Origin of the sequence: Exiguobacterium profundum (genome assembly GCF_042652865.1) — a bacterium.
Taxonomy (GTDB): Bacteria; Bacillota; Bacilli; order Exiguobacteriales; family Exiguobacteriaceae; genus Exiguobacterium; species Exiguobacterium profundum.
In genome coordinates this window covers 348,602-370,231 of sequence record NZ_JBHSHG010000001.1, presented here as the reverse complement: position 1 = coordinate 370,231, position 21,630 = coordinate 348,602, and the positions used below count along the sequence as shown (strand labels likewise).

At 47.4% G+C, this 21,630-nt stretch carries 21 protein-coding genes; 6 read left to right on the top strand and 15 right to left on the bottom strand.

Features of this window, described 5'->3' with window-relative positions; translation table 11 throughout:
• Nucleotides 1-8: 8 nt before the first annotated feature.
• From ACFO4U_RS01890 to ACFO4U_RS01880, 3 genes are all read right to left on the bottom strand, one after another.
• Nucleotides 9-3,443, bottom strand: coding sequence for a pyruvate carboxylase (locus tag ACFO4U_RS01890; RefSeq protein WP_074037361.1), 3,435 nt, complete (start codon nt 3,441-3,443; stop codon nt 9-11).
• A gap of 36 nt (nt 3,444-3,479) precedes the next feature.
• Nucleotides 3,480-4,715: an FtsW/RodA/SpoVE family cell cycle protein gene (locus tag ACFO4U_RS01885; protein WP_214691098.1), complete on the bottom strand. Its 1,236-nt coding sequence runs from the start codon at nt 4,713-4,715 to the stop codon at nt 3,480-3,482.
• 86 nt (nt 4,716-4,801) lie between these two features.
• Nucleotides 4,802-5,080, bottom strand: a complete 279-nt coding sequence (locus ACFO4U_RS01880; RefSeq protein WP_015881276.1) for an Fpa/YlaN family protein — start codon at nt 5,078-5,080, stop codon at nt 4,802-4,804.
• A 172-nt stretch (nt 5,081-5,252) separates the two neighbouring features.
• On the opposite strand from ACFO4U_RS01880, the gene ACFO4U_RS01875 reads away from it, so the two are divergent.
• Nucleotides 5,253-5,720 carry a hypothetical protein gene (locus ACFO4U_RS01875; protein WP_215244076.1) on the top strand — a complete coding sequence of 156 codons (468 nt, stop codon included), beginning with the start codon at nt 5,253-5,255 and terminating at the stop codon, nt 5,718-5,720.
• A 124-nt stretch (nt 5,721-5,844) separates the two neighbouring features.
• Nucleotides 5,845-7,017: a multidrug efflux MFS transporter gene (locus tag ACFO4U_RS01870; protein WP_240499801.1), complete on the top strand. Its 1,173-nt coding sequence runs from the start codon at nt 5,845-5,847 to the stop codon at nt 7,015-7,017.
• 38 nt (nt 7,018-7,055) lie between these two features.
• Here ACFO4U_RS01870 and ACFO4U_RS01865 read toward each other — a convergent pair whose 3' ends face one another.
• Together ACFO4U_RS01865 and ACFO4U_RS01860 are read right to left on the bottom strand one after the other, a co-directional pair.
• Nucleotides 7,056-8,372 (bottom strand): PhoH family protein, encoded by a 1,317-nt coding sequence (locus ACFO4U_RS01865; RefSeq protein WP_074037364.1) that lies wholly within the window; start codon nt 8,370-8,372, stop codon nt 7,056-7,058.
• Between the two features lie 33 nt (nt 8,373-8,405).
• Nucleotides 8,406-8,855 carry a PNPOx family protein gene (locus ACFO4U_RS01860; RefSeq protein WP_074037365.1) on the bottom strand — a complete coding sequence of 150 codons (450 nt, stop codon included), beginning with the start codon at nt 8,853-8,855 and terminating at the stop codon, nt 8,406-8,408.
• Between the two features lie 115 nt (nt 8,856-8,970).
• Here ACFO4U_RS01860 and ACFO4U_RS01855 point away from each other — a divergent pair, with 115 nt between their 5' ends.
• The gene (locus tag ACFO4U_RS01855) at nt 8,971-9,171 is read left to right on the top strand and encodes a YlaI family protein (protein ID WP_015881271.1); all 201 of its coding nucleotides are present in this window, start codon (nt 8,971-8,973) and stop codon (nt 9,169-9,171) included.
• Between the two features lie 36 nt (nt 9,172-9,207).
• Here the strand turns inward: ACFO4U_RS01855 and ACFO4U_RS01850 are convergent, their stop codons facing one another.
• Together ACFO4U_RS01850 and typA are read right to left on the bottom strand one after the other, a co-directional pair.
• On the bottom strand, nt 9,208-9,552 hold the full coding sequence (locus ACFO4U_RS01850; protein ID WP_015881270.1) for a YlaH-like family protein: 345 nt from the start codon (nt 9,550-9,552) through the stop codon (nt 9,208-9,210).
• Between the two features lie 87 nt (nt 9,553-9,639).
• A complete protein-coding gene (gene typA / locus ACFO4U_RS01845) occupies nt 9,640-11,484 on the bottom strand; it encodes a translational GTPase TypA (RefSeq protein ID WP_015881269.1) in 1,845 nt (614 codons plus the stop codon).
• Nucleotides 11,485-11,647: 163 nt separating this feature from the next.
• On the opposite strand from typA, the gene ACFO4U_RS01840 reads away from it, so the two are divergent.
• Entirely contained in the window at nt 11,648-11,824 is a 177-nt protein-coding gene (locus ACFO4U_RS01840; protein ID WP_031421524.1) for a hypothetical protein, read from the top strand.
• Nucleotides 11,825-11,873: 49 nt separating this feature from the next.
• Here ACFO4U_RS01840 and ACFO4U_RS01835 read toward each other — a convergent pair whose 3' ends face one another.
• The 3 genes from ACFO4U_RS01835 to ACFO4U_RS01825 form a co-directional block, all read right to left on the bottom strand.
• Nucleotides 11,874-13,127, bottom strand: a complete 1,254-nt coding sequence (locus ACFO4U_RS01835) for an inositol monophosphatase family protein (RefSeq protein WP_215244077.1) — start codon at nt 13,125-13,127, stop codon at nt 11,874-11,876.
• A 76-nt stretch (nt 13,128-13,203) separates the two neighbouring features.
• Nucleotides 13,204-13,392 (bottom strand): hypothetical protein, encoded by a 189-nt coding sequence (locus tag ACFO4U_RS01830; RefSeq protein WP_015881266.1) that lies wholly within the window; start codon nt 13,390-13,392, stop codon nt 13,204-13,206.
• Nucleotides 13,393-13,628: 236 nt separating this feature from the next.
• Nucleotides 13,629-13,895 carry a UPF0223 family protein gene (locus tag ACFO4U_RS01825; protein ID WP_031421520.1) on the bottom strand — a complete coding sequence of 89 codons (267 nt, stop codon included), beginning with the start codon at nt 13,893-13,895 and terminating at the stop codon, nt 13,629-13,631.
• 159 nt (nt 13,896-14,054) lie between these two features.
• Between ACFO4U_RS01825 and ACFO4U_RS01820 the strand changes: the two genes are divergently transcribed.
• Nucleotides 14,055-15,536, top strand: coding sequence for an aminotransferase class I/II-fold pyridoxal phosphate-dependent enzyme (locus ACFO4U_RS01820; protein ID WP_214691100.1), 1,482 nt, complete (start codon nt 14,055-14,057; stop codon nt 15,534-15,536).
• Nucleotides 15,537-15,654: 118 nt separating this feature from the next.
• Here the strand turns inward: ACFO4U_RS01820 and ACFO4U_RS01815 are convergent, their stop codons facing one another.
• On the bottom strand, nt 15,655-15,960 hold the full coding sequence (locus tag ACFO4U_RS01815; protein WP_031421518.1) for a DUF3055 domain-containing protein: 306 nt from the start codon (nt 15,958-15,960) through the stop codon (nt 15,655-15,657).
• Nucleotides 15,961-16,035: 75 nt separating this feature from the next.
• Here ACFO4U_RS01815 and aac(6') point away from each other — a divergent pair, with 75 nt between their 5' ends.
• Complete coding sequence (aac(6'), locus tag ACFO4U_RS01810) at nt 16,036-16,488, top strand: aminoglycoside 6'-N-acetyltransferase (protein ID WP_159562035.1); 453 nt, start codon at nt 16,036-16,038, stop codon at nt 16,486-16,488.
• 20 nt (nt 16,489-16,508) lie between these two features.
• On the opposite strand, the gene lpdA is transcribed toward aac(6'), so the two are convergent.
• The 4 genes from lpdA to pdhA all read right to left on the bottom strand — a co-directional run bounded on the left by lpdA (nt 16,509) and on the right by pdhA (nt 21,360).
• Complete coding sequence (gene lpdA, locus ACFO4U_RS01805) at nt 16,509-17,921, bottom strand: dihydrolipoyl dehydrogenase (RefSeq protein ID WP_015881261.1); 1,413 nt, start codon at nt 17,919-17,921, stop codon at nt 16,509-16,511.
• Nucleotides 17,922-17,925: 4 nt separating this feature from the next.
• Nucleotides 17,926-19,215 carry a dihydrolipoamide acetyltransferase family protein gene (locus ACFO4U_RS01800; protein WP_015881260.1) on the bottom strand — a complete coding sequence of 430 codons (1,290 nt, stop codon included), beginning with the start codon at nt 19,213-19,215 and terminating at the stop codon, nt 17,926-17,928.
• 78 nt (nt 19,216-19,293) lie between these two features.
• Complete coding sequence (locus ACFO4U_RS01795) at nt 19,294-20,271, bottom strand: alpha-ketoacid dehydrogenase subunit beta (RefSeq protein WP_074034993.1); 978 nt, start codon at nt 20,269-20,271, stop codon at nt 19,294-19,296.
• Between the two features lie 3 nt (nt 20,272-20,274).
• On the bottom strand, nt 20,275-21,360 hold the full coding sequence (gene pdhA, locus ACFO4U_RS01790) for a pyruvate dehydrogenase (acetyl-transferring) E1 component subunit alpha (protein ID WP_015881258.1): 1,086 nt from the start codon (nt 21,358-21,360) through the stop codon (nt 20,275-20,277).
• Nucleotides 21,361-21,630: the final 270 nt, after the last annotated feature.

Sequence of the window (21,630 nt, the reverse complement as noted above, 5' to 3'; positions counted from 1 at the left end):
TCTTTTGATTATACAAATTCAATCAACAAGTCGTCACTTTGTATTGTGTCGCCTTCTTTAATATGAATGGCCTTAATCTCACCATCTTGTGCCGCTTGAATCGTCGTTTCCATCTTCATCGCTTCTGTGACGAGTAACTGCTCCCCACGATGAACTCGACTTCCTGGTTCGACCAATACTTTCAAGACAGACCCCGGCATCGATGCACCGACTTGTTTGGCGTTCGAACGATCGACTTTCGGACGGCTTGTCGTTGCCGATTTGACATTGACATCTTTAATCTCGATTTCACGTGGTACCCCGTTCATCTCATACGAGACGAGACGGATGCCATCTTCATTCGCTGCACTCACTTGTACGAGCTTGATGATTAACGTTTTTCCAGTCTCGATTTCAACTTGGATTGTCTCACCGACGTTTAATCCGTAGAAGAATGTCAACGTGTCGAGCACTGAGACGTCCCCGTATGTCGTTGTATGTTTGATATAGTCTTCGTACACTTTCGGATAAAGCGCATGAGCAAGAAGTTCAAAGTCCGTCACCGGTCGCTCGAATTTTTCGAATAGTTCTTGGCGTGCCGATTCAAAGTCATACGGTTTGATCAATTTACCAGGACGAACGTTTAATGGCTCTTCCCCTTTCAAGATGACTTGTTGCACATCTTTCGGGAATCCACCTGGAGGCGTTCCTAATTCACCACGCATCATTTCGACGACCGAGTCTGGGAAATCCAACTGATGTCCTCGTGTCATCACATCTTCTTCCGTCAAGTTATGCTGGACCATGAAGAGCGCCATATCACCGACAACTTTAGATGACGGCGTCACCTTGACAATGTCCCCGAACAACATGTTGACTCGGGCATACATCGCCTTGACTTCTGCCCAGCGGTCTCCAAGTCCGACCGCTTTCGCCTGCTGTTGGAGGTTTGAATATTGCCCACCTGGCATCTCGTGTTCGTACACGGATGGATTCGATGCACGCATATCACTTTCAAACGGTTCATAGTTGTGACGCACGTCTTGCCAGTAGTCACTGATGATTTCATATTGTTTCGGGTCGACTTTCGGCTGACGTTCGTGGTGGTTGAGCGCATAAACCAAACTTCCACCTGAAGGCTGTGATGTCATCCCTGACATCGAACTCGCGGCAACGTCAACGATATCGACACCGGCATCTGTCGCGCGAGCATATGTGAAGATCCCGTTACCGGAAGCATCGTGTGTATGCAAGTGGATTGGTAAGTCCACGGCGTCCTTTAATGCCGATACGAGTGCATAGGCTGATTCCGGCTTCAATAGACCTGCCATATCCTTGATTGCCAAGATATGCGCACCACTCGCCTCAAGTTTCTTCGCGAGGTCGATATAATACGGAAGATGGTACTTCGGACGGTTACCATCATACAAGTCTCCCGTATAACAGATGGCTGCCTCTGCCACTTTCCCAGTTGGAAGCGTCGCATCGATTGCCAATTGAATCGACTCAAGGTTGTTGAGACTATCAAAGATTCGGAACACGTCGACTCCGGCATATGCCGCTTCGTGTACGAATTTCTCGATGACGTTGTCTGCATAGTTTTTATATCCGACCGCATTCGCACCGCGTAGCAACATTTGAATTAGGACGTTCGGCATCTTCTCACGAAGCTTCATGAGACGTACCCATGGGTCTTCGGATAAGAATCGGTAGGCGACGTCGAACGTCGCTCCGCCCCATGCCTCGACCGAGAACAATTCTGGCATGAGTTTGCTTGTCGGTTCGGCGATATTTAGAATATCCTGTGTGCGCATGCGCGTCGCGAGCAACGATTGATGCGCATCTCGCATCGTCGTATCCGTCAACAACAGTTCCGGTTGACGTTTGATCCAGTCGGCGAGGCCGTCCGGTCCAAGCTCTGTAAGAATTTGTTTCGTCCCTGGCTTCGCTTCTGCCGGGAGGTCGTGCGGGATTCGCACCGAACGGCTGATCGGCTTGTCTTTCAGACCAACACCTGGGAATCCATTCACTGTCACATCCCCGATATAGTTCAGCAGTTTCGTCCCGCGGTCTTTTCGTTTCGGGAAGACGAACAGTTCTGGCGTCTCATCGATGAATGACGTGTTGTAATCTCCACTGATAAAGTTCGGGTGCTTCATGACGTTAATCAAGAACGGAATGTTCGTCTTGATTCCACGAATCCGGAACTCGTTCAAGTTTCGAACCATCTTCGAGGCCGCTTGTTCGAATGTCATGCCATGTGTGGACAATTTCACGAGAAGTGAATCGTAGTACGGTGAAATCTCTGCACCGACATACGCATTCCCACCGTCAAGACGAACACCAAAGCCACCCGGAGAACGGTAAGCCATGATTTTTCCTGTGTCCGGCATGAAGTTATTGCCTGGGTCTTCAGACGTAACACGTGATTGGATTGCATAACCGAGAAGTTTAATCTCTTCCTGTTTCGGCATTTGAATCATATCGCCGTGGAGCGACTCACCTTGCGCGATCATCAATTGCGTTTGAACGATGTCAAAGCCCGTCACCATCTCTGTGATCGTATGTTCCACTTGAATGCGCGGGTTGACTTCGATGAAGTAGAACGACTCATCCTCTGTCACCAAGAACTCGACTGTACCGGCGTTGACGTATCCGACGTGTCGCATGAGTTGGACCGCCGCATCACAAATCGCTTGGCGCGATGCATCAGACAATGTCACACACGGCGCCACTTCGACAACTTTTTGGTGACGGCGCTGAACCGAACAGTCACGCTCGAATAAGTGAACGATGTGACCGTGCTCATCCCCAAGAATTTGCACCTCGATGTGTTTCGGACGTTCGACGAGTTTTTCTATGTACACTTCGTCAGAACCGAACGCCTGCTTTGCTTCTGACTTTGCACGTTCAATCAAATCTTTCATTTCCGCTTCTGTTCGAATGACACGCATTCCGCGTCCTCCGCCACCCATCGAAGCTTTGACCATGAGCGGGAATCCGTGCTCGTTCGCAAATGCTTCAGCATCTTCATATGATGTGAGCGGTCCATCCGAACCCGGGATGACAGGAAGACCCGCAGCAATCGCACTCTGACGTGCTCGTACTTTATCCCCGAACGCATGTAAATGTGACTCATGCGGTCCGACAAAGATGATGCCCTCTTCACGGCAACGTCGTGCGAGTTCAATGTTCTCTGAAAGGAAACCATACCCTGGGTGAATCGCATCACTGTCTGACTCCTTAGCGATTCGAATCACGTCTTCGATATCGAGGTACGCATCGATCGGTTTTTTGTCTACACCGATCAAGTAGGCTTCATCAGCTTTAAAGCGATGTAAGGAGCCGCTATCTTCTTGCGAATAGACAGCTACCGTTCGAATGCCTAACTCTGTCGCCGCGCGAAATACGCGAATGGCAATTTCCCCACGGTTTGCAACAAGTAACTTTTTAATTGGTTTCAAATGAAATCCCCCCGTTAATGAAGTTTGTTCGTTTCCTTACCTGACAACGTGAAGCGATGAGCGTTGAACGTTTTCTTCTGACTTCACCCGAATTTCTTCTCGTCGTGTCGCTTCTCGATGACGGTTACGCATCGAGATACTACTGAGCACCCCGAGAACACCCATCATCATGATGAGCGATGTTCCTCCATAACTGACCAGTGGCAAGGTTACGCCTGTCCCTGGGAACCAACCGGACATCGCACCGATGTTGATGGCCGTCTGGATAATGATTTGTGATGCAATCCCAAACGATACGAACATCGCAAAGTGACTATCCGCATGATTGGCGATATGGATCGCGCGAAAGGCGATGAAGAAGAGTAGGACTAAAACCGTCAATACACCGAGGAATCCTAACTCCTCCGCAATGATCGACATGATATAGTCGGTTTCTGGTTCTGGCAAATATCCATACTTTTGAAAACTGTTCCCAAGTCCGACTCCAGTCAATCCACCATGTACAATTGAGATAATCGACATGAGCAATTGGTGTCCATATCCTTCCGGGTCCATGAACGGGTTGAACACGACTTCAATCCGACTTCGTTGATTCTCCGAAAAGATGGTCGTGAACAATACGAATACAGTACCAACCCCAGCTAAAATCCCTGGAATCAAAATTCGAAGCGGCGCCCCGACACCGAACCACATGAGCAACATGATGGAACCGAGGACGAATAGCCCCCCCATATCCGGCTGTCCATTGATTGCGATCGCATAAAACGAAAAGTAAAAGAGGACAGGCACTAAAAAGAAGGCGCCGATTTGTGCACGCAACCCTTTTTTCGTGATAGCGGCCCGCGCCAATCGACCAGGGAGTCCTTTCAACTCATTATTCCATAGTTCATGGTAGTAGTTCGCAAGCAGTATGATGAGAACGAACTTCGCAATCTCGACCGGTTGCATGGTCATTCCTCCGATGATGAGCCAAGCTCTCGCCCCATTCAATGGAGGCATCGCCCACGTGACAAACAGCAAGATGACAGAGAGCGCATAAAGACCGAGGCGAATGCCTTTTTTCCGAAACATCTCATATCGGAACAATGTCGCAATCAAATAGACAAAGATTCCAATGCCAACGTAGACGAGCTGGCGATAGAATAAACTACTATTCGCGTAATCCCCACGATTCCAAACACTCGCACTATAAATCATGATGGAGCTTAGCCCGACGAGCAAGAGCACTGACAAAAACAACGCAAAATCAAAATACCGAAACCGTGTTTTCATGTATTCACTTCCTTATGTAAAACAATCCGACAACCCTTATAAAAAAATACTCAAACAGCGCCACTTGCACAGTTTGAGTATAAGGTTCATAATTCTGAAGCTTCTGCCAAGGCAGATAACTTTTGTTCCAATGAATCGAGCAGTCCTTTACCTTCAATGTCTGAAATGAGTCCAAGACGAACCGCAAAATCAATTTGGCGCGATAGTCCAAACATATGTGTATCAAGCACCTCTTCATAAAGCGGGCACTTCGGCATTTTTAGGTTTTCTAACTGCACTTCAATCAGACAACGGATTTTTTCAGCATCCGCCTCGAGTAATTGAAGCGCTTGCTCCCGTTGGATTGCAGCCAAATTTGTCGCCACTACGACCCCTCCTCCGTACGATGACAGACTGTTTGTCATAACTCAACTGTACATTATCTTTCATCATAATTCAATGTACAGTATGAATGAACGCGACATTCTTCCTCTTTTCCATTTTACGAGAAAGAGCGCTATAATGAAACGTGTAATGTGTATGAAGGGGGATATAAGCATGATTTTTCCACTTGATGGAGCGGTTCGCCACAGTCTGACGATTGACCCGACCGTATGGATTTTTGACGAACGAAAACGAAAGATTGAAGATTTGGACTCGGTGACGGAGAATGACCGTGAGGCATACTATGCGAAAATGGGGAAAGCATGGGATGACGGATTGTCACAAGGAACTCGAATCGACCACAACAAACCGATGTCACGACAAGACAAGGATGCAGCATTACGCGACTCGTTCGCCATGCCGCTCGCGCCTTTTTTAAACAATGCCGAACCGATTGAGCTCGCGACACATGTCCGTTTTTACGGGGAGACCATATTGACTCTATCGCTCAGCGAGGCATCGAGCGTATATTTACAATTTTCAAAAGATGGAAAAGTACTTACTGACGGACCTGTCTATGTATTGTATGAGGATCAGGTCATTCGCCAAGTCAATCATATCACCGTATTAAGCAATCAATGAGAAGGGTCACACCTTCTCTTTTTTTGGACTTTTTAGTTCACAAAGTGTAGTATATAGAGTGTTGACTACAAATTGAATAAGAAAGGTCGTGACGCTTACGATACCTCTATGGAAACGAAATTTAATGGTTGTTTGGATCGGTAGCTTCTTGACCGCCGCGTCGATGAGTCTCGTCCTTCCATTCCTCCCATTGTTCATCGAACAACTCGGGGTAAAGGATCCGGACCACGTCGTCACTTGGTCTGCGATCGCGTTCGGCGCTACGTTCCTCGTGGCCGCCATCGTCTCTCCGATGTGGGGACGCTTGGCTGACCGAAAAGGAAGAAAGCTGATGCTCATCCGAGCCAGTCTTGGGATGGCCATCGTCATGTTCCTCATCAGCTTCGTCCAAGACGTATATCAACTCGTCGGGTTGCGTTTACTCATGGGGGCCGTGTCTGGATTTATTTCAGCCGGCATCACGTTGGTCGCATCTCAAACACCAAAAGAGAAAAGTGGCTGGGCGCTCGGTACCCTGTCAACCGGTGGAATCACTGGTGGTCTACTCGGTCCCCTCATCGGCGGACTGCTCGCAGACTGGATTGGGCTTCGATCCGTTTTTCTCTTTACCGGAAGTGCACTCTTCCTGACGTTCCTCATCACGCTTTGGTTCGTAAAAGAAGATTTTGTCCCAGTGAAACGCGAAGAACTCGCGTCGATGAAATCGATTTTTGCCTCACTGCGACATCCACAGTTGATTGTCGGTCTGTTTGTGACAACGTTCCTCATTCAGTTCTCGACACAATCTATCGGACCACTCTTGACATTATACGTACGTGAATTGAATCCGAACACTACCGCGCTCGCCTTCATGGCAGGGATTGTCGCCTCTGCTCCGGGACTGGCCGCTCTCGTTTCGGCGCAGCGTCTCGGACGGTTATCGGACAGACACGGAGCAGAGCGCATCTTGTTTTGGGCACTGCTCCTCTATAGCCTCTTCTTGATTCCGCAAGCATTCGTTACCTCAACGACTCAACTCATCTTGTTGCGTTTCGGAATCGGGTTCGCAACGGCCGCCTTGATGCCGTCCGTTCAATCGCTACTGCGCCAGCATACGCCGGTCTCTGCGACAGGGCGCATCTTTTCATACAATCAGTCCGCTCAGTTCATGGGGAATCTACTCGGACCGCTATTTGGATCCCAAATCGTGGCACACTTCGGATTTTCTGCCCTGTTCATCATCACGGGATTGATTATGATCTCGAATGCCTTTTTAGAACGGACGAACGTCCAGTCACTACAACTCGATACAAAATAACGCCGAGCACGAAGCTCGGCGTTATTTGTGTATATCGCTTATAGTAAATCAGCCGCCAATCGTGCAAGGGATGAACGTTCCCCTTTCACGAGTTGCACGTGTCCGAAGACGTTTTGTCCTTTGAAGCGTTCCACCGCGTACGTCAAGCCGTTCGAATACTCATCTAAATACGGATGGTCGATCTGATACGGGTCACCGACGAGAACGATTTTCGAGTTCTCTCCAACGCGAGTAAGAATCGTTTTGATTTCATGCTTCGTTAAGTTCTGCGCCTCATCGATGATGATGAACTGGTCCGGCATACTTCTACCTCGAATATAGGTGAGCGCCTCGAGCTGAATCGATTTCATACCGGCTAGAATATTGCCGAGCTCGTCTTTTGAATTCGCATTGAATAAAAATTCTAGGTTATCATAAATCGGTTGCATCCATGGGCGAAGCTTCTCTTCCATCTCCCCTGGCAAATAACCGATATCATTCCCCATCGGCACGACCGGACGAGCGACGACGAGCTTATTGTAACGCTGTTCATCCTCGACGAGCGAGAGCCCTGCTGCTAGGGCAAGGAGCGTCTTCCCGGTACCGGCTTTCCCAAGTAAGGTGACAAACGGAATGTCATCTCGAAGCAACAGGTCGAGGGCCATCCGCTGTTGAACGTTTCGCGGATGAATTCCCCAAATATGATCTGCATCGAGTGCCAGCGGTCGTAAAATCGGTTGAAGCGAATCGACCACAGCAAGCGCACTCGCTTTCGACACATTACTTTTCAAGACGACGAATGAATTCGGATATAGCACTTGTTTCGTCAAGGCCGTCGTCGGCAATTGACGAACTTTATAAAATTCATCGATGAGCGACTGATCGACTTCAATCTCTCGATAGCCGGCGTATAAGTCCGTCGTATCAACGATATGATCTGTCAGATAGTCTTCTGCATCAATTCCAATGGCGTCCGCTTTGACACGGACCAATATATCTTTTGAGACGACGACGACCTTTCGACCTGCGTCATGCTCGAATTGTTTCATTAACTTTAAGGCAACGAGTAGGATACGGTTATCGTTTGTCATGACATCGAACGGAATATCGACCTGGTGTTCATGACCGATTTCGACAAACAGACGTCCTCCGTTTTCAAGCGGGACCCCGTCATGGAGTTTTCCCGATGTTCGGAGCTGGTCGAGGACACGTGACGTTTCACGGGCGTTCCGCCCGACCTCATCCATGTTTCGTTTCTTTCCATCTAACTCTTCTAGGACGATGGCTGGAATGACCACGTCGTGTTCTTCAAATTGAAATAAGGATAGCGGATCATGTAGGAGTACGTTCGTATCGAGTACATACGTTTTTTTCATAGACTTTGCCGCCCCTCGAATATAGGATGGTATTCAAGAATGAAGACTTTCTTTCACTTCACGGTCAAGCTTTTCCGCCGCACGAATATCGTATGTTTTCGTGATTTCGGGCTGTGCGTAAGCTGCTCCATAAAACGAGATGTTCCTCACTTCTTCGACATGTCCTTCAAAAAAACGAAGATGAAGGCTTGGTTTGACCGCCGGGTCGAACTCTCGAATTGATGAGAGTAAAACATGATAAGACTGACCATCTTCGATAAAGATGAGGCCAGCCGTCTTTTCAGTCGTCAAGATGGTCACGATATGGGAATTTCTCGTTAATGCGAACCGGACCGTGACAGCATCTAACGCTTGCACCCAACTGATGGCATGGCTGATCGGCCAACGCTTCGCCTCGTCAAAACCAACGAGAAATGTTAACGGCATGTCATTCAACAAGCGCTCTTGCGCAGCTGTCAGTTCAAACGTTGCCTTGCTCGCCATTCAACTCCCCTCCTTTTCACCGGGTATGGTTGTACCATTCTCCCTTACCGGTTCAATTCCCTGCTTTTAACGGTTGAAATCATGCTATACTCATCGTATAGAGGAAGGTGAAAAGATGCGTGTAAAATGTTCTCTTTGCGATAAAGTCGAGACGATCGACTCATGGTCGTTTGAAGCAAAACGCTTGCGTAACAAACCGGCGAAAACGTATATGTGTCAAGAGTGTCAGGAGCGAATCAGCGAACGAACGGCTGAACGCGCCGCATCTGGACAATTCAAGTTATATCCTACATTTCGACAAAAACGAAACTGGTAATGCAAACGGGCGCCTCCGAAGAGACGCCCGTATTTTTTATGATTCTACCGCATCTTGACGACGATTCCACCAGAGGCGGCCACGATAAATGGCTAACACGATTGCCATGACGGCAAGCACTTCCGGGATTGGCCATGTGAAAAAGACGAGTGCCATCGTACCTGCTCCAAGTGAAAGGAGAATATAGACGATGAGCGACTTCCACCATGCCAATTGTTTCGCAAAACCAAGTTTAAAGACAAGGATCGTCAGTAAGATGACCGTGACAACGAGTGCATTGAACCCAACGGAAAAGTCGTTCGGGTCACTGCCGACACCTAGCATCGAAGCGATCCACGGAACGTCAATTTGTGTGATATCGATTGTTTGAGAAGCTTTCAAGACAAAGAGTCCCCCTTTATTTCATACACATCCATTCTACACTATTCCATGCAAAAGGGAACGCCGAAGCGTCCCCTTTCTTATAACTTATTCTTTACCAAGTTTACGACGCTTGTCTGCTTTCTCGCGTTCGTTCTTGTTCAAGATTTTCTTACGGAGACGGATCGACTCCGGTGTAATTTCACAGTACTCGTCATCGTTCAAGAACGTGAGTGACTCTTCAAGTGAGAAGACGCGCGGACGTTTCAAGACTTGTGTCGAGTCTTTTGCAGAAGCACGCATGTTCGTCAATTGTTTCCCTTTAACAGCGTTAATGGCAAGGTCAACATCACGGTTACATTCCCCGATGATCATTCCTTCATACACATCTGTACCTGGCTCGATAAAGATTGTCCCACGGTCTTCAAGGGCACCGATTGAGTAGGCCGTCGACTTCCCGTTTTCGATACAAACCATAACACCGCTACGACGACCACCGATATCAGCAGCGATATATGGACGGTACTCTTCGAACGTATGGTTCAAGATTCCGTATCCACGTGTCGCTGACAAGAATTCGTTACGGTAACCGATAAGACCACGTGATGGCACGAGGAATTCCATACGTGTCTGACCGTTGTCATTCGTGTTCATGTTCGCAAGCTCACCTTTACGGAGACCAATCGATTCCATGACTGAACCTGTGTACTCTTCAGGTACGTCGATGATGACACGCTCGAACGGCTCAACTTTTGTGCCGCTTTCGTCTTCGCGGATGATAACTTGTGGTTTTGATACTTGGAGCTCGTAACCTTCACGACGCATGTTTTCAATCAAGATCCCGAGGTGAAGCTCACCGCGTCCTGATACGATCCATTGGTCTGGTGAATCTGTGTTTTCGACACGGAGTGAAACGTCCGTCTCGAGTTGTTTCATCAAACGCTCTTCGATTTTACGTGCCGTCACGAAATCGCCTTCACGTCCTGCGAATGGAGAGTTGTTTGTCATGAAACGCATTTGAAGCGTTGGCTCATCGATGCGAAGGAGCGGAAGTGGCTCTTCTTTACCGACTGGCGTTACCGTTTCACCGACGTTGATATCTTCCATCCCGGCGATAGCGATCAAGTCACCTGCTTTTGCTTCTTCGATTTCGACGCGCTTGAGGCCGAAGTAACCGAACAATTTCGTGACACGAAGTTGCTTCACCGTACCGTCTGTCTTACAAAGCGATACTTGCTCACCGACTTTGATTTTCCCACGGAAGACGCGACCTACGCCGATACGGCCGAGGTAGTTGTCATAGTCGAGCATCGTCACTTGGAATTGAAGTGGCTCGTCTGAGTTGTCCACTGGAGCCGGCGTGTTTTCGAGAATCGTGTCGAGTACGTGAGTGATTGTATCTTCTTGTTTTTCTGGGTCAGGATCGAACGAACTTGAACCGCTGACTGCTGATGTATAGACGACAGGGAATTCAAGTTGATCTTCATCTGCGCCAAGGTCGATCAAGAGATCAACAACTTCATCGACAACGTCGAGTGGACGAACCATCGGCTTATCGATTTTGTTGACGACGACAATCGGACGAAGTCCTTGGTCGAGTGCTTTTTTCAATACGAAACGAGTTTGTGGCATACAGCCTTCACGCGCATCGACAACAAGAATAACGCCGTCTACCATACGCATGATTCGCTCAACTTCTCCACCGAAGTCTGCGTGACCTGGTGTATCTACGATGTTGATGCGAGTCTCTTTATAATCGATTGCTGTGTTTTTTGCGAGAATCGTAATTCCGCGCTCACGCTCGATATCGTTCGAGTCCATCGCGCGTTCTGCGACTGCCTCGTTCGTCCGGAAAGTACCAGACTGTTTCAATAATTCATCGACTAACGTTGTTTTACCGTGGTCAACGTGCGCGATGATGGCTACGTTACGAAGGTTTGTTCTTACGTTCATGTAGTTATTCCTCTCTTATTTAAAAAATTTCAACTTTTCTTCAACTTTAAGAGTATAGCACACGTCACAGTACCTTTGTCGAGTGGAATCGACTGTGAACGTTTTCATCTCGTGTTTTTTATCATACAATAGGGAAGAGAAGAGAAAATAAGGAGGAACCTCCATGCAGCTAATGTTTGTATTGATCGCAACGGCCGTTGTCGCAGGATTCGTCGGCATTGGAATCGGGGTGGCCGAGGGGAGCGCCGCCATTATCTTGGGAAGCCTCGTGTTAAGTGGCGTAGCGACATTCTTTGGTATTCAATTGCGTCGCCGCATTCTTTCAGAACGTCAATCATAAAAAAAGGGTTACTCCGGGATCATGTCGGAGTAACCCTTTTAACTTGCTTTTATAGCGGACGAGTCAAGCAGATGCGGTCGCGTAAAACGAGCCCATCTTCTTCAATGTCATCGTACCCGTGATTACGAAAATAATCGCGTTCCACTGAATCGAATCGGAATCCGGCTTGTTGGTAAAAACGCAACTGCATGATGCTTGAATTTCCTGTACAGACGAGTAGTTCTTTCCCACCAATCATCGTGGCCCGCTTCACTGCGTCTTGTAACAAGCGTTGACCAATCGTTTGGTTTTGACGTTCGGGTTTCACTGCGATATTGACGAGTTCAACCCGATCGCCTTCGTGTGAAACGAGCATATACGCACCGACAATCTCACTACCGAGTAACGCTTTGTACGTACGACCTTCCTCGAATTGTTCTCGGACCATCGCTTCATTCGGATTCGCCAAGACGAGTAAGTCGCGGATTTCTTCATACGAATCATGTTCCACGATGTGTAAGTCCGGTTTTACTTCAGCCGTGACCCCTTTTGCGATGACGTAATGTTTGATGACGTCATTGACAAATGAATCGCTCCCAGCCAAGACAGATGTTTTTCCGTCATACCGAATCGGCTCACCATATAAGGAAACGACACGCCCACCTACCTCTTCAACGAGTAACTTTCCAGCAGCATAATCCCATGGCATATTACGCATGGTGATGTAGCCGTCCACGCGGCCGGCAGCAAGCCAGGCTAATTCAAGCGATGCAGCACCATGAGCTCGCGTTCCAATCGAGTCCCGTACAATCGGAGCGAGTATTTCCGGGGCAATCTGGTGGTTCGGCGTGACCCACGTCGCATTCATACTTAAAAATGCGTCTCGAACATGATGTTCATGAAGAGTCGTCAATGTCCGACCGTTCAATGTCGCCCCGTATCCTTTCCGCGCCATGAACATCTCATCCGCCATGACGTCATAGACGAATCCATATTCCACGACCCCATCTATCATGATCGCGATGGAGATGGCAAACATACGTTTTTGATGAATAAAATTTAACGTCCCATCAATCGGGTCGACAAACCAGACGGTACCGGTCAATTGTTCTGGCTGATCTGTCGTCCCTTCTTCCCCCATAATCTGATGTTCCGGAAATGTTTGTTGGATTCGACGGACAATCAGTTGTTCCACCGCGCGGTCGATTTCAGTGACCAAGTCCCCTTTTCCCGTCTTTCGTTCCACTTCATAACTTTGATCAATCTCGCGACGAATCAGTTCTCCCGCATGTTTGATTAAGTCGACTGCAAACCATTCTATCATCTGTGATCACCTCAACTGTATTGTACCAAACAAAAACCAGTATCCGCTCGGAATACTGGTTGAATGTGTGTAATGGTTAGGCTTCGAGACGCAATAATTCTTGGCGGTACTTCTCTAACCGATGCTTGCTAGCCTGAACTGTAGCATCATCTTGTGACGCCATCGCATCGAAGAGGGTTGCCAATTCATAATCAATCTCTAAGCGCAGCACCGGGATCCGTTTTTCTGCGTCTTTTCTTTTGAATGCCTCAATCACTTGTTTCATAAGATGCCACACTCCTTTTGTTGGGCTACAAGTTACGGTTTAGTGAGTTGAATTGAGTATATCAGATAAAATTCGAAAAAGAAAGAGAATTGTCTGACTATTTTGAATTTTTTATCTTAATGGATATATTCCCAATTCCGAGGTCCCTAAACCTGATTTGGTGTTAATGAACTGTACCCGATTTATAGGAGAAATAACAAAAAAGCATGCCTGAATTTGCTCGGGCATGCTCGGTCTTACAGTTTAATCATTTTACTCGAGGACTTCATTGCCGCCTGAACCGTACGATATGTGGAATAGCCCGTCTGCTCATCGTGAACCGCGTTCAGTTGTTTCTCCTCCGACTTAGATGTTACGATTTGCTTGAAGGCACGATAGGAATCGAGAAAAACCTCTCGTTCGACTCCACCTTCATTGGCTTGTGCGACAACGTTATAAAACTCGACGACTTCAATCAATTCGTCTGTCGTCCAATCCGGATTGATCGGATAGTTAATTTGCATATTGTTTCACCTCGACACCCATTGTAACAACAAAAAAAACTATTGCAAGTTGAGCCAGAAATCTCTATAGTTTTTTTGTTGCTTCTTTTTTTAAAAACAACATATATCATAACGATACTATTCATCTTATAAATAAACTGATTCAAGGGGGATTTACGATTGAAATTAAAAGGTGCTACTCAGCTCGAAACGCCACTATTTGACACGTTGCTTGAACATGTCGACTCAAACCCGATTGCGTTCCACATTCCTGGTCATAAAAGCGGAAAAGGGATGGACCCAGAGTTTCGTGACTTTATTGGTGAAAACGCCCTAAAAATTGATTTGATTAACATTGCCCCACTCGATGACCTCCATCATCCAAAAGCGGCAATCGCTGAAGCGGAACGCTTGGCGGCAGAGGCGTTCCGTGCTGACGAGACCTTTTTCTCTGTCCAGGGAACATCGAGTGCCATCATGGCTATGATCATGGGTGTCGTTGGCCCGAATGAAAAAATCATTGTGCCACGGAACGTCCATAAATCCGTCATGTCCGCGCTCGTCTTAACGGGTGCTCATCCGGTCTTCATCCACCCGGAATTTGACGAAACATACGGCATCGCCCACGGAATCACAGCTAGTGCCGTAGAACGCGCACTTGAACTTCACCCGGACACAAAAGCCGTTCTCGTCATTAATCCGACTTATTTCGGTGTCGCAGGTGATTTAGAGCGTATCGTGTCTGTCGCTCATGAGCAAGACGTTCCTGTACTTGTCGATGAGGCACACGGCGTTCATCTCCCTTTTCACGATGAACTCCCACTCTCGGCGATGCAAGCGGGAGCAGATGTGGCGGCGACGAGTGTACACAAGCTTGGTGGTTCAATGACAGGCAGTTCGATTTTGAACGTACGCCGCGGTCTCGTCTCGCCAGAACGAATTCATGCGATGCTTTCCATGATTACAACGACTTCGACGTCCTACTTGCTCCTCGCTTCTCTCGACGCGGCACGTCGACAGTTAGCGACAAAGGGACACATGATGAATGAACGTGCACTTGAGCTTGCGAGAACGGCTCGTACAGCAATCAACCACATGCCTAACTTGTCAGTATACGGTCATGCCGAATTGCATTCTGAATCGACATACGCGCTCGACGAAACGAAAGTACTCGTATCCGTGCGCGAACTTGGAATAACAGGATTTGAAGTCGAGAAATTTCTTCGGGACAAACACCGTATCGAAGTCGAGATGTCCGATTTATTGAATGTGCTCTTTATCGTCACATCAGCGGATGATGAGTCCACGATTCAAGCATTGATTGAAGCGATGCGAGACGTCGTCTCCGTTTATCAGAAGTCTGGTAACGATTCACTATCGATCATGCTCCCAGAGATTCCACCTCTTGCGCTCAGCCCTCGTGATGCGTTTTATGAAGAGACGGAAACGATTCCTCTCGAAAACGCAGTCGGCCGTATTTCAGCGGAATTCATTATGGTGTATCCGCCAGGGATTCCGATCATCATTCCAGGCGAATTGATTACGACTTCGACACTCGAGTACATCATGGCCAACATTGAAGCGGGTCTTCCGGTTCAAGGTCTTGAAGATGAGTCACTGCAAATGATTAAAGTCATCCAACAAACAAAAGCGATTCGCTAAATAAAAAATGAGCCGGTCATCGTGACCGGCTCATTTTTTATGTCATCTCAGAAAAGGTGGCTGTAGATGATCGAATTGCTTCCCCTAGTGCTTATTATAAGAAAACGCTTACATTTTTTCAAGTATCAATTTCTTCAGATGCTTGTGTTTTTTCGACCAAGCAAAGTCGTAAAAATTCAGCGACGTGTTCCGTGTCGTTCAAGTTAATGCCAAGCATCGGATACAATTGACGTGGCTCTTCTAGCGCATGCAAATCAAGAAGGGCCGATTGACCCGTTTGCATACAGACGACTAACACCTTGCCCATGAATTGCTGTGTATAAACGAAACCAAAATCATAACGAGCGGCTTCTGTTTCAATACCGGTAAATCGGACACGACTCGTCTCGGATACGGTGTATAATAACTCCTCATCGAATGCCATCAGGATTCCCTCCCTTCTCTCTTCACATGTATTTTCCTTTATACTACTAGTATGAAACCTAAGGAGAGAATGACAATGAAGATTGATTATGCAACGGAGTTAAACGTTGAAACTCTTGTCCAGTTCATGCACGACCTATGGCCAGATGCCCCTATTGAAGAATTACGAATGGAAGTCAAACTCGGTCTCGCCTCAAAAAAGATGCATTATTTCATCGCATCAAATGAACATGGGGAGGCAGTTGGTTTTTGTCAGCTCAGTTTCCGACATGACTACGTGCCAGGTTCTAGCACGTCACCGACCGCCTATATGGAAGGAATCTATGTCATTGAATCAGAGCGTCATCGAGGTGTTGCCTCTCGTTTGGTCGATGCTGCGTCGACCTTCGCGGCGCGTCATGGTTGTATCGAACTGGCATCGGATACCGAGCTTGAAAACGAGGACAGTCAACGCTTTCACGAGAAAATTGGATTCAAGGAAGTCGAGCGTGTCGTCACCTACATGAAAAAGCTCTCTCACGAAAAGTGAGAGAGCTTTTATGAGTATTCTTATTTTACGACGTGGATTGGCATACCCATTGCGATTTCAGCAGCTTCCATTGCCATCTCACCGAGTGATGGGTGAGCGTGGATTGTAAGTGCGATATCTTCAGCAGTCATACCAGCCTCGATTGCAAGACCAAGCTCAGCAATCATATCTGAAGCGCCAGTACCCGCGATTTGAGCACCGATCAAGAGACCGTCCTCTTTGCGTGTGATGAGCTTCATGAAGCCGTCTGGCTCGTCAAGTGCAAGTGCACGACCGTTCGCTGCAAATGGGAATTTCGAAACTGTGATTTCGAGTCCTTCTTCTTTTGCGAGTGGCTCTGTGTAACCAACCGTTGCGAGCTCAGGATCTGTGAAGACGACTGCAGGGATTGCAGAGTAGTCGAGGTAAGCTGGCTTACCTGCTGCTGCTTCCGCTGCGATTTTCGCTTCGTAAGATGCTTTGTGTGCAAGTGGTGGTCCAGGAACGATATCACCGATTGCATAGATGTTTTCGTTCGATGTTTTACACTGGTCATCGATTTCGATGATTCCGCGGTCGCTGATTTTAACGTCCGCGTTCTCAAGACCGATGTCACCTGTGTTTGGACGACGACCAACTGTGACGAGGACATAGTCCGCTTCAACAGATTGTTCTTCACCGTTTACTTCAAACTTAACGGTTACGCCGTCTTCCGTTTCTTCAACACCTTTAGCAAGTGCATTCGTGTGGATCGTGACGTTCCCTTTTTGCTTGAGTTTCTTCTTAACGATTTGCGTCATTTGTGGTTCGAAACCAGACAAGATGTCGCTAGCGCCCTCTACAACGACAACTTCTGTATCGAAGTTAGCGTATGCAGTACCGAGCTCCATACCGATGTATCCACCGCCGATAACGACGAGTTTCTTCGGTACTTCAGGAAGTGCCAAAGCGCCAGTTGAAGAAAGGACGCGTTTAGACCATTTGAACGATGGGATCTCGATTGGTGTAGAACCAGTCGCGACAATCGCTTTTTTAAATTTGTAAGGAGTTGAGCTGTCTTCAGTGATGACACGAACTGTGTCTTCAGACGCGAAGAACGCTTCACCTTGAACGATCTCGATTTTGTTTCCTTTGAGGAGACCTTTAACACCGCCAGTCAATTTGTTAACGACTGACTGTTTCCAATCTTGAACTTTTGTGAAGTCCACTGACACGTTGTCAGACGTGATTCCCATTGAATCATGACCTTTAGCGTGTTGGAAGTTGTGTCCTGCTGTGATCAACGCTTTCGATGGGATACATCCGACGTTCAAGCAGACACCACCGAAGTTGCCTTTCTCAACGATAGTTACTTTCATTCCGAGCTGTGCGCCACGGATTGCGGCAACGTATCCACCAGGACCGGCACCGATGACAAGCAAATCAGTTTCTTGTGCGAATTCTCCTACTACCATGTTCTTATCCCTCCATCATTAGAAGTGCTGGGTCTTCGAGCAAGCGTTTCACCATGTTAAGAGCGTTTTGTGCAGTCGCACCGTCGATGAGGCGGTGGTCAAAGCTGAATGAAAGTGCAAGTACTGGCGCAGCAACGATTTCACCGTTCTTCACGACAGCTTTCTCAGCGATACGGCCGATACCGAGAATCGCAACTTCTGGGTGGTTGATGACAGGTGTGAACCATTGTCCACCAGCTGAACCGATGTTTGTGATTGTGATCGATCCGCCTTTCATGTCTTCCCCAGCGAGCTTACCTTCACGAGCTTTACCTGCAAGTTCGTTAATGTTTGTAGCAAGTGCATAGATTGATTTACGGTCTGCATCTTTTACGACTGGTACAACGAGTCCGTTGTCCGTGTCAGCTGCAATCCCGATGTTGTAGTAGTTTTTGTAGACGATTTCTTCGTTCACGTCATCGATTGAAGCGTTGATTGTTGGGAATGCTTTCGCTGCAGCAGTCAATGCTTTCACGACGAATGGCAAGTACGTGAGTTTCACGCCTTGGTCAGCCGCGACTTGTTTGAAATCTTTACGGAGTGCAACGAGTTTTGTAACGTCGACTTCGTCCATGAGTGTAACGTGTGGTGCAGTGTGTTTCGAGTTAACCATAGCTTTCGAGATGGCTTTACGGATTCCACGGATTTTCTCACGTGTTTCAAGTTCAGGAGTCGCTGACTCGTAAGGCTTGATTTCCGTTTTCGCAGCTGCTGCTGGTGCTACAGATTCTGTTTTCTCTGTTGTAGCTTCTGCAGACGGTGCTTCGCCGTTCGCGAATGCATCGATGTCTTCTTTCAATACACGGCCGTTGTCGCCAGAACCGTTTACTTCACGGATGTCGACACCTTTTTCACGTGCATATTTACGGACAGATGGCATAGCGATAACACGCTCAGATTTGTGAAGTTGAACGTCGCGTGGCGCGTCTTCTTTCACATCTTCTTTTACGTCTTCTGTCTTCTCTTCTGCTTTCGGTTGTTCAGGTGTTTCTTCTTCACCTGCTGGTGCGTCGCCTTCGATGTCAAACGTAATGAGGACGTCGCCGACTACAGCAACTGTACCTTCAGAAACTTTAACTTCTTTGACTGTACCGTCGACTGGAGCTGGGATTTCAACGACTGCTTTGTCGTTTTGTACTTCTAAAAGAACATCGTCCTCTTTGACCGTATCCCCTGCTTTTACGAACCACTTGACGATTTCACCTTCGTGAATACCTTCACCGATATCTGGTAATTTAAATTCAAATACTGCCACTGGTTTTTCCTCCCATCAATTCATCATGTAAACACGACAAGGGAGACAATTCTCCCTCATCGTTTATTCGACACGATCTTAGAAGTTCACAACTTCCTTAACTTTTGCAACGACATCTTTATGGTCAGGTAACCACATGTCTTCACCTTGTGCGAATGCGAAGACTGTGTCTGGTGCAGTTACTCGAAGAACTGGTGCTTCGAGGTGAAGAATTGCGCGCTCTTGAATTTCAGTTACAACGTTCGCTGCGATACCTGCTTGACGTTGTGCTTCTTGAACGACGATCGCACGACCTGTTTTCTTAACAGACTCTACGATTGTGTCGATATCAAGCGGGCTCACTGTCATGAGGTCGATTACTTCAACGTTGATGTTTTCTTTTTCAAGTTCTTCCGCTGCTTTAAGTGAAGTATGCACCATCGCACCGTAAGTGATGATTGAAACGTCTGTACCTTCACGTTTCACATCTGCTTTACCGAGTTCGATTGTGTAATCACCTTCAGGTACTTCGCCACGGAATGAACGATACAATTTCATGTGCTCGAGGAACACGACTGGGTCGTTGTCACGGATTGACGCGATCAACAAACCTTTTGCATCGTAAGGAGTTGATGGAATAACAACTTTAAGACCAGGTGTCTGAGCCATCAAGCCTTCAAGGCTGTCCGCGTGAAGCTCAGGTGTCTTAACTCCACCACCGAATGGTGAACGGATTGTGATTGGTTGGCTGTAAGCGCCGCCTGAACGGTAACGCATACGTGCCATTTGAGCTGCGATTGAGTCGAAAACTTCGAATACGAATCCGAAGAATTGAACTTCCATAATCGGACGGAATCCAGTAAGACCTAGACCGATCGCAAGACCACCAATCCCTGATTCAGCGAGTGGCGTGTCGAAGACACGGTCTTCGCCGAGCTCGTCTTGGAGACCTTCCGTCGCGCGGAATACCCCACCGTTTTTACCAACGTCTTCTCCGAAAAGAAGTACTTTCTCGTCGCGTTTCATTTCAACGCGCATCGCATCAGTAATCGCTTGGATCATTGTCATTTGAGCCATAACTTACTTCGACTCCTTTGCAGTATATTCTTCAAGCTGTTCTTTCAAGTTTGAAGGAAGTTCTTCGAACATGTTGTTGATGAAGTCCGAAACTTTTTGTTTTGGTTCTTTGTCTGCTTGGCTGATTGCTTCTTTCACGTCAGCTTTCGCTTGCTCGATCACTTCGTTCTCCATGTCTTCGTTCCAGAGTTTCTTGTTCTCAAGGAAGAGACGGAAACGTACGAGTGGATCTTTTTCTTGATACTCTGTGTCGAGTTCTTTTGTACGGTAACGTGTTGGGTCATCCCCAGCGAGCGTATGTGGTCCGTAACGGTAAGTGAGTGACTCGATAAGTGTCGGTGTTCCCTCGAGTGCGTCGACGCGAGCTTGTTGAGTCGCTGCGAGCACTGCAAGAACGTCCATTCCATCTACTTGAATTCCGTTGATTCCAGCTGCAACAGCTTTTTGCGCGATCGTTTTAGCTGCAGTTTGCTTTTCAACAGGAGTTGAGATAGCGAAACGGTTGTTTTGAACGACGAAGATTGCTGGTGATTTGAATGCACCTGCAAAGTTCAATCCTTCGTAGAAGTCACCTTGTGATGAGCCACCGTCACCTGTGTAAGTAATGGCGACATTTTTGTTGCCGTTGCGTTTGAGGCCCATTGCCACACCCGCAGTTTGAATGATTTGTGCACCGATGATGATTTGTGGCATCAATACGTTGACACCTTCAGGGATGCGGTTTCCCGCCACGTGTCCACGTGAGAACAAGAACGCTTGATAAAGCGGAAGTCCGTGGAATACGAGTTGTGGGATATCACGGTATCCTGGAAGGATCCAGTCCTCTTTGTCGAGCGCGTATTGCGTCCCGATCATCGTCGCCTCTTGACCTGCCACTGGCGCGTAGAATCCTAAGCGACCTTGACGGTTAAGTGAGATGGCGCGTTGGTCCCAGATTCGAGTATAGACCATGCGGCGCATGAGTTCCTGAAGTTGCTCGTCCGTTAGGTCAGGCATTGCGTCTTGGTTGACGACCTCACCCTTCTCGTCGAGAATACGGAACGTTTGGAAGTTTTCTTCCACGTTTTGAAGTACCTGAACGTTGTTCATTCGTTTCACCTCATCCTTTCAACTATGAGACAATTGTCTTTTTTGTGATCAAACACTATCTCAAATCTTACGTGTATCTGTCCAAAAAAGCAATCTGTATTAACGTGATTCAGAAAAGTTATCCTCTCCTGACGTTTCCTTGTTAGTATAAAACGGGTTGTTTCAATAACGCAAAAAATATGCTTACCGAAATAAAACGCTTACATTCAAGGGATATGACATCCTTTTCACCACTGTATTATTTTCATTTCACCTTCTGTACCATCCACA

Coding starts and splice junctions, on each gene's coding strand:
- ACFO4U_RS01870 (WP_240499801.1), top strand. CDS start 5,845: ATGGTTGTTTGGATCGGTAGCTTCTTGACCGCCGCGTCGATGAGTCTC.
- ACFO4U_RS01840 (WP_031421524.1), top strand. CDS start 11,648: ATGCAGCTAATGTTTGTATTGATCGCAACGGCCGTTGTCGCAGGATTC.
- ACFO4U_RS01835 (WP_215244077.1), bottom strand. CDS start 13,127: ATGATAGAATGGTTTGCAGTCGACTTAATCAAACATGCGGGAGAACTG.
- lpdA (WP_015881261.1), bottom strand. CDS start 17,921: ATGGTAGTAGGAGAATTCGCACAAGAAACTGATTTGCTTGTCATCGGT.
- ACFO4U_RS01830 (WP_015881266.1), bottom strand. CDS start 13,392: ATGAAACAAGTGATTGAGGCATTCAAAAGAAAAGACGCAGAAAAACGG.
- ACFO4U_RS01875 (WP_215244076.1), top strand. CDS start 5,253: ATGATTTTTCCACTTGATGGAGCGGTTCGCCACAGTCTGACGATTGAC.
- typA (WP_015881269.1), bottom strand. CDS start 11,484: ATGAACGTAAGAACAAACCTTCGTAACGTAGCCATCATCGCGCACGTT.
- ACFO4U_RS01855 (WP_015881271.1), top strand. CDS start 8,971: ATGCGTGTAAAATGTTCTCTTTGCGATAAAGTCGAGACGATCGACTCA.
- ACFO4U_RS01865 (WP_074037364.1), bottom strand. CDS start 8,372: ATGAAAAAAACGTATGTACTCGATACGAACGTACTCCTACATGATCCG.
- ACFO4U_RS01885 (WP_214691098.1), bottom strand. CDS start 4,715: ATGAAAACACGGTTTCGGTATTTTGATTTTGCGTTGTTTTTGTCAGTG.
- pdhA (WP_015881258.1), bottom strand. CDS start 21,360: ATGAACAACGTTCAGGTACTTCAAAACGTGGAAGAAAACTTCCAAACG.
- ACFO4U_RS01860 (WP_074037365.1), bottom strand. CDS start 8,855: ATGGCGAGCAAGGCAACGTTTGAACTGACAGCTGCGCAAGAGCGCTTG.
- ACFO4U_RS01815 (WP_031421518.1), bottom strand. CDS start 15,960: ATGGCATTCGATGAGGAGTTATTATACACCGTATCCGAGACGAGTCGT.
- ACFO4U_RS01825 (WP_031421520.1), bottom strand. CDS start 13,895: ATGCAAATTAACTATCCGATCAATCCGGATTGGACGACAGACGAATTG.
- ACFO4U_RS01795 (WP_074034993.1), bottom strand. CDS start 20,271: ATGGCTCAAATGACAATGATCCAAGCGATTACTGATGCGATGCGCGTT.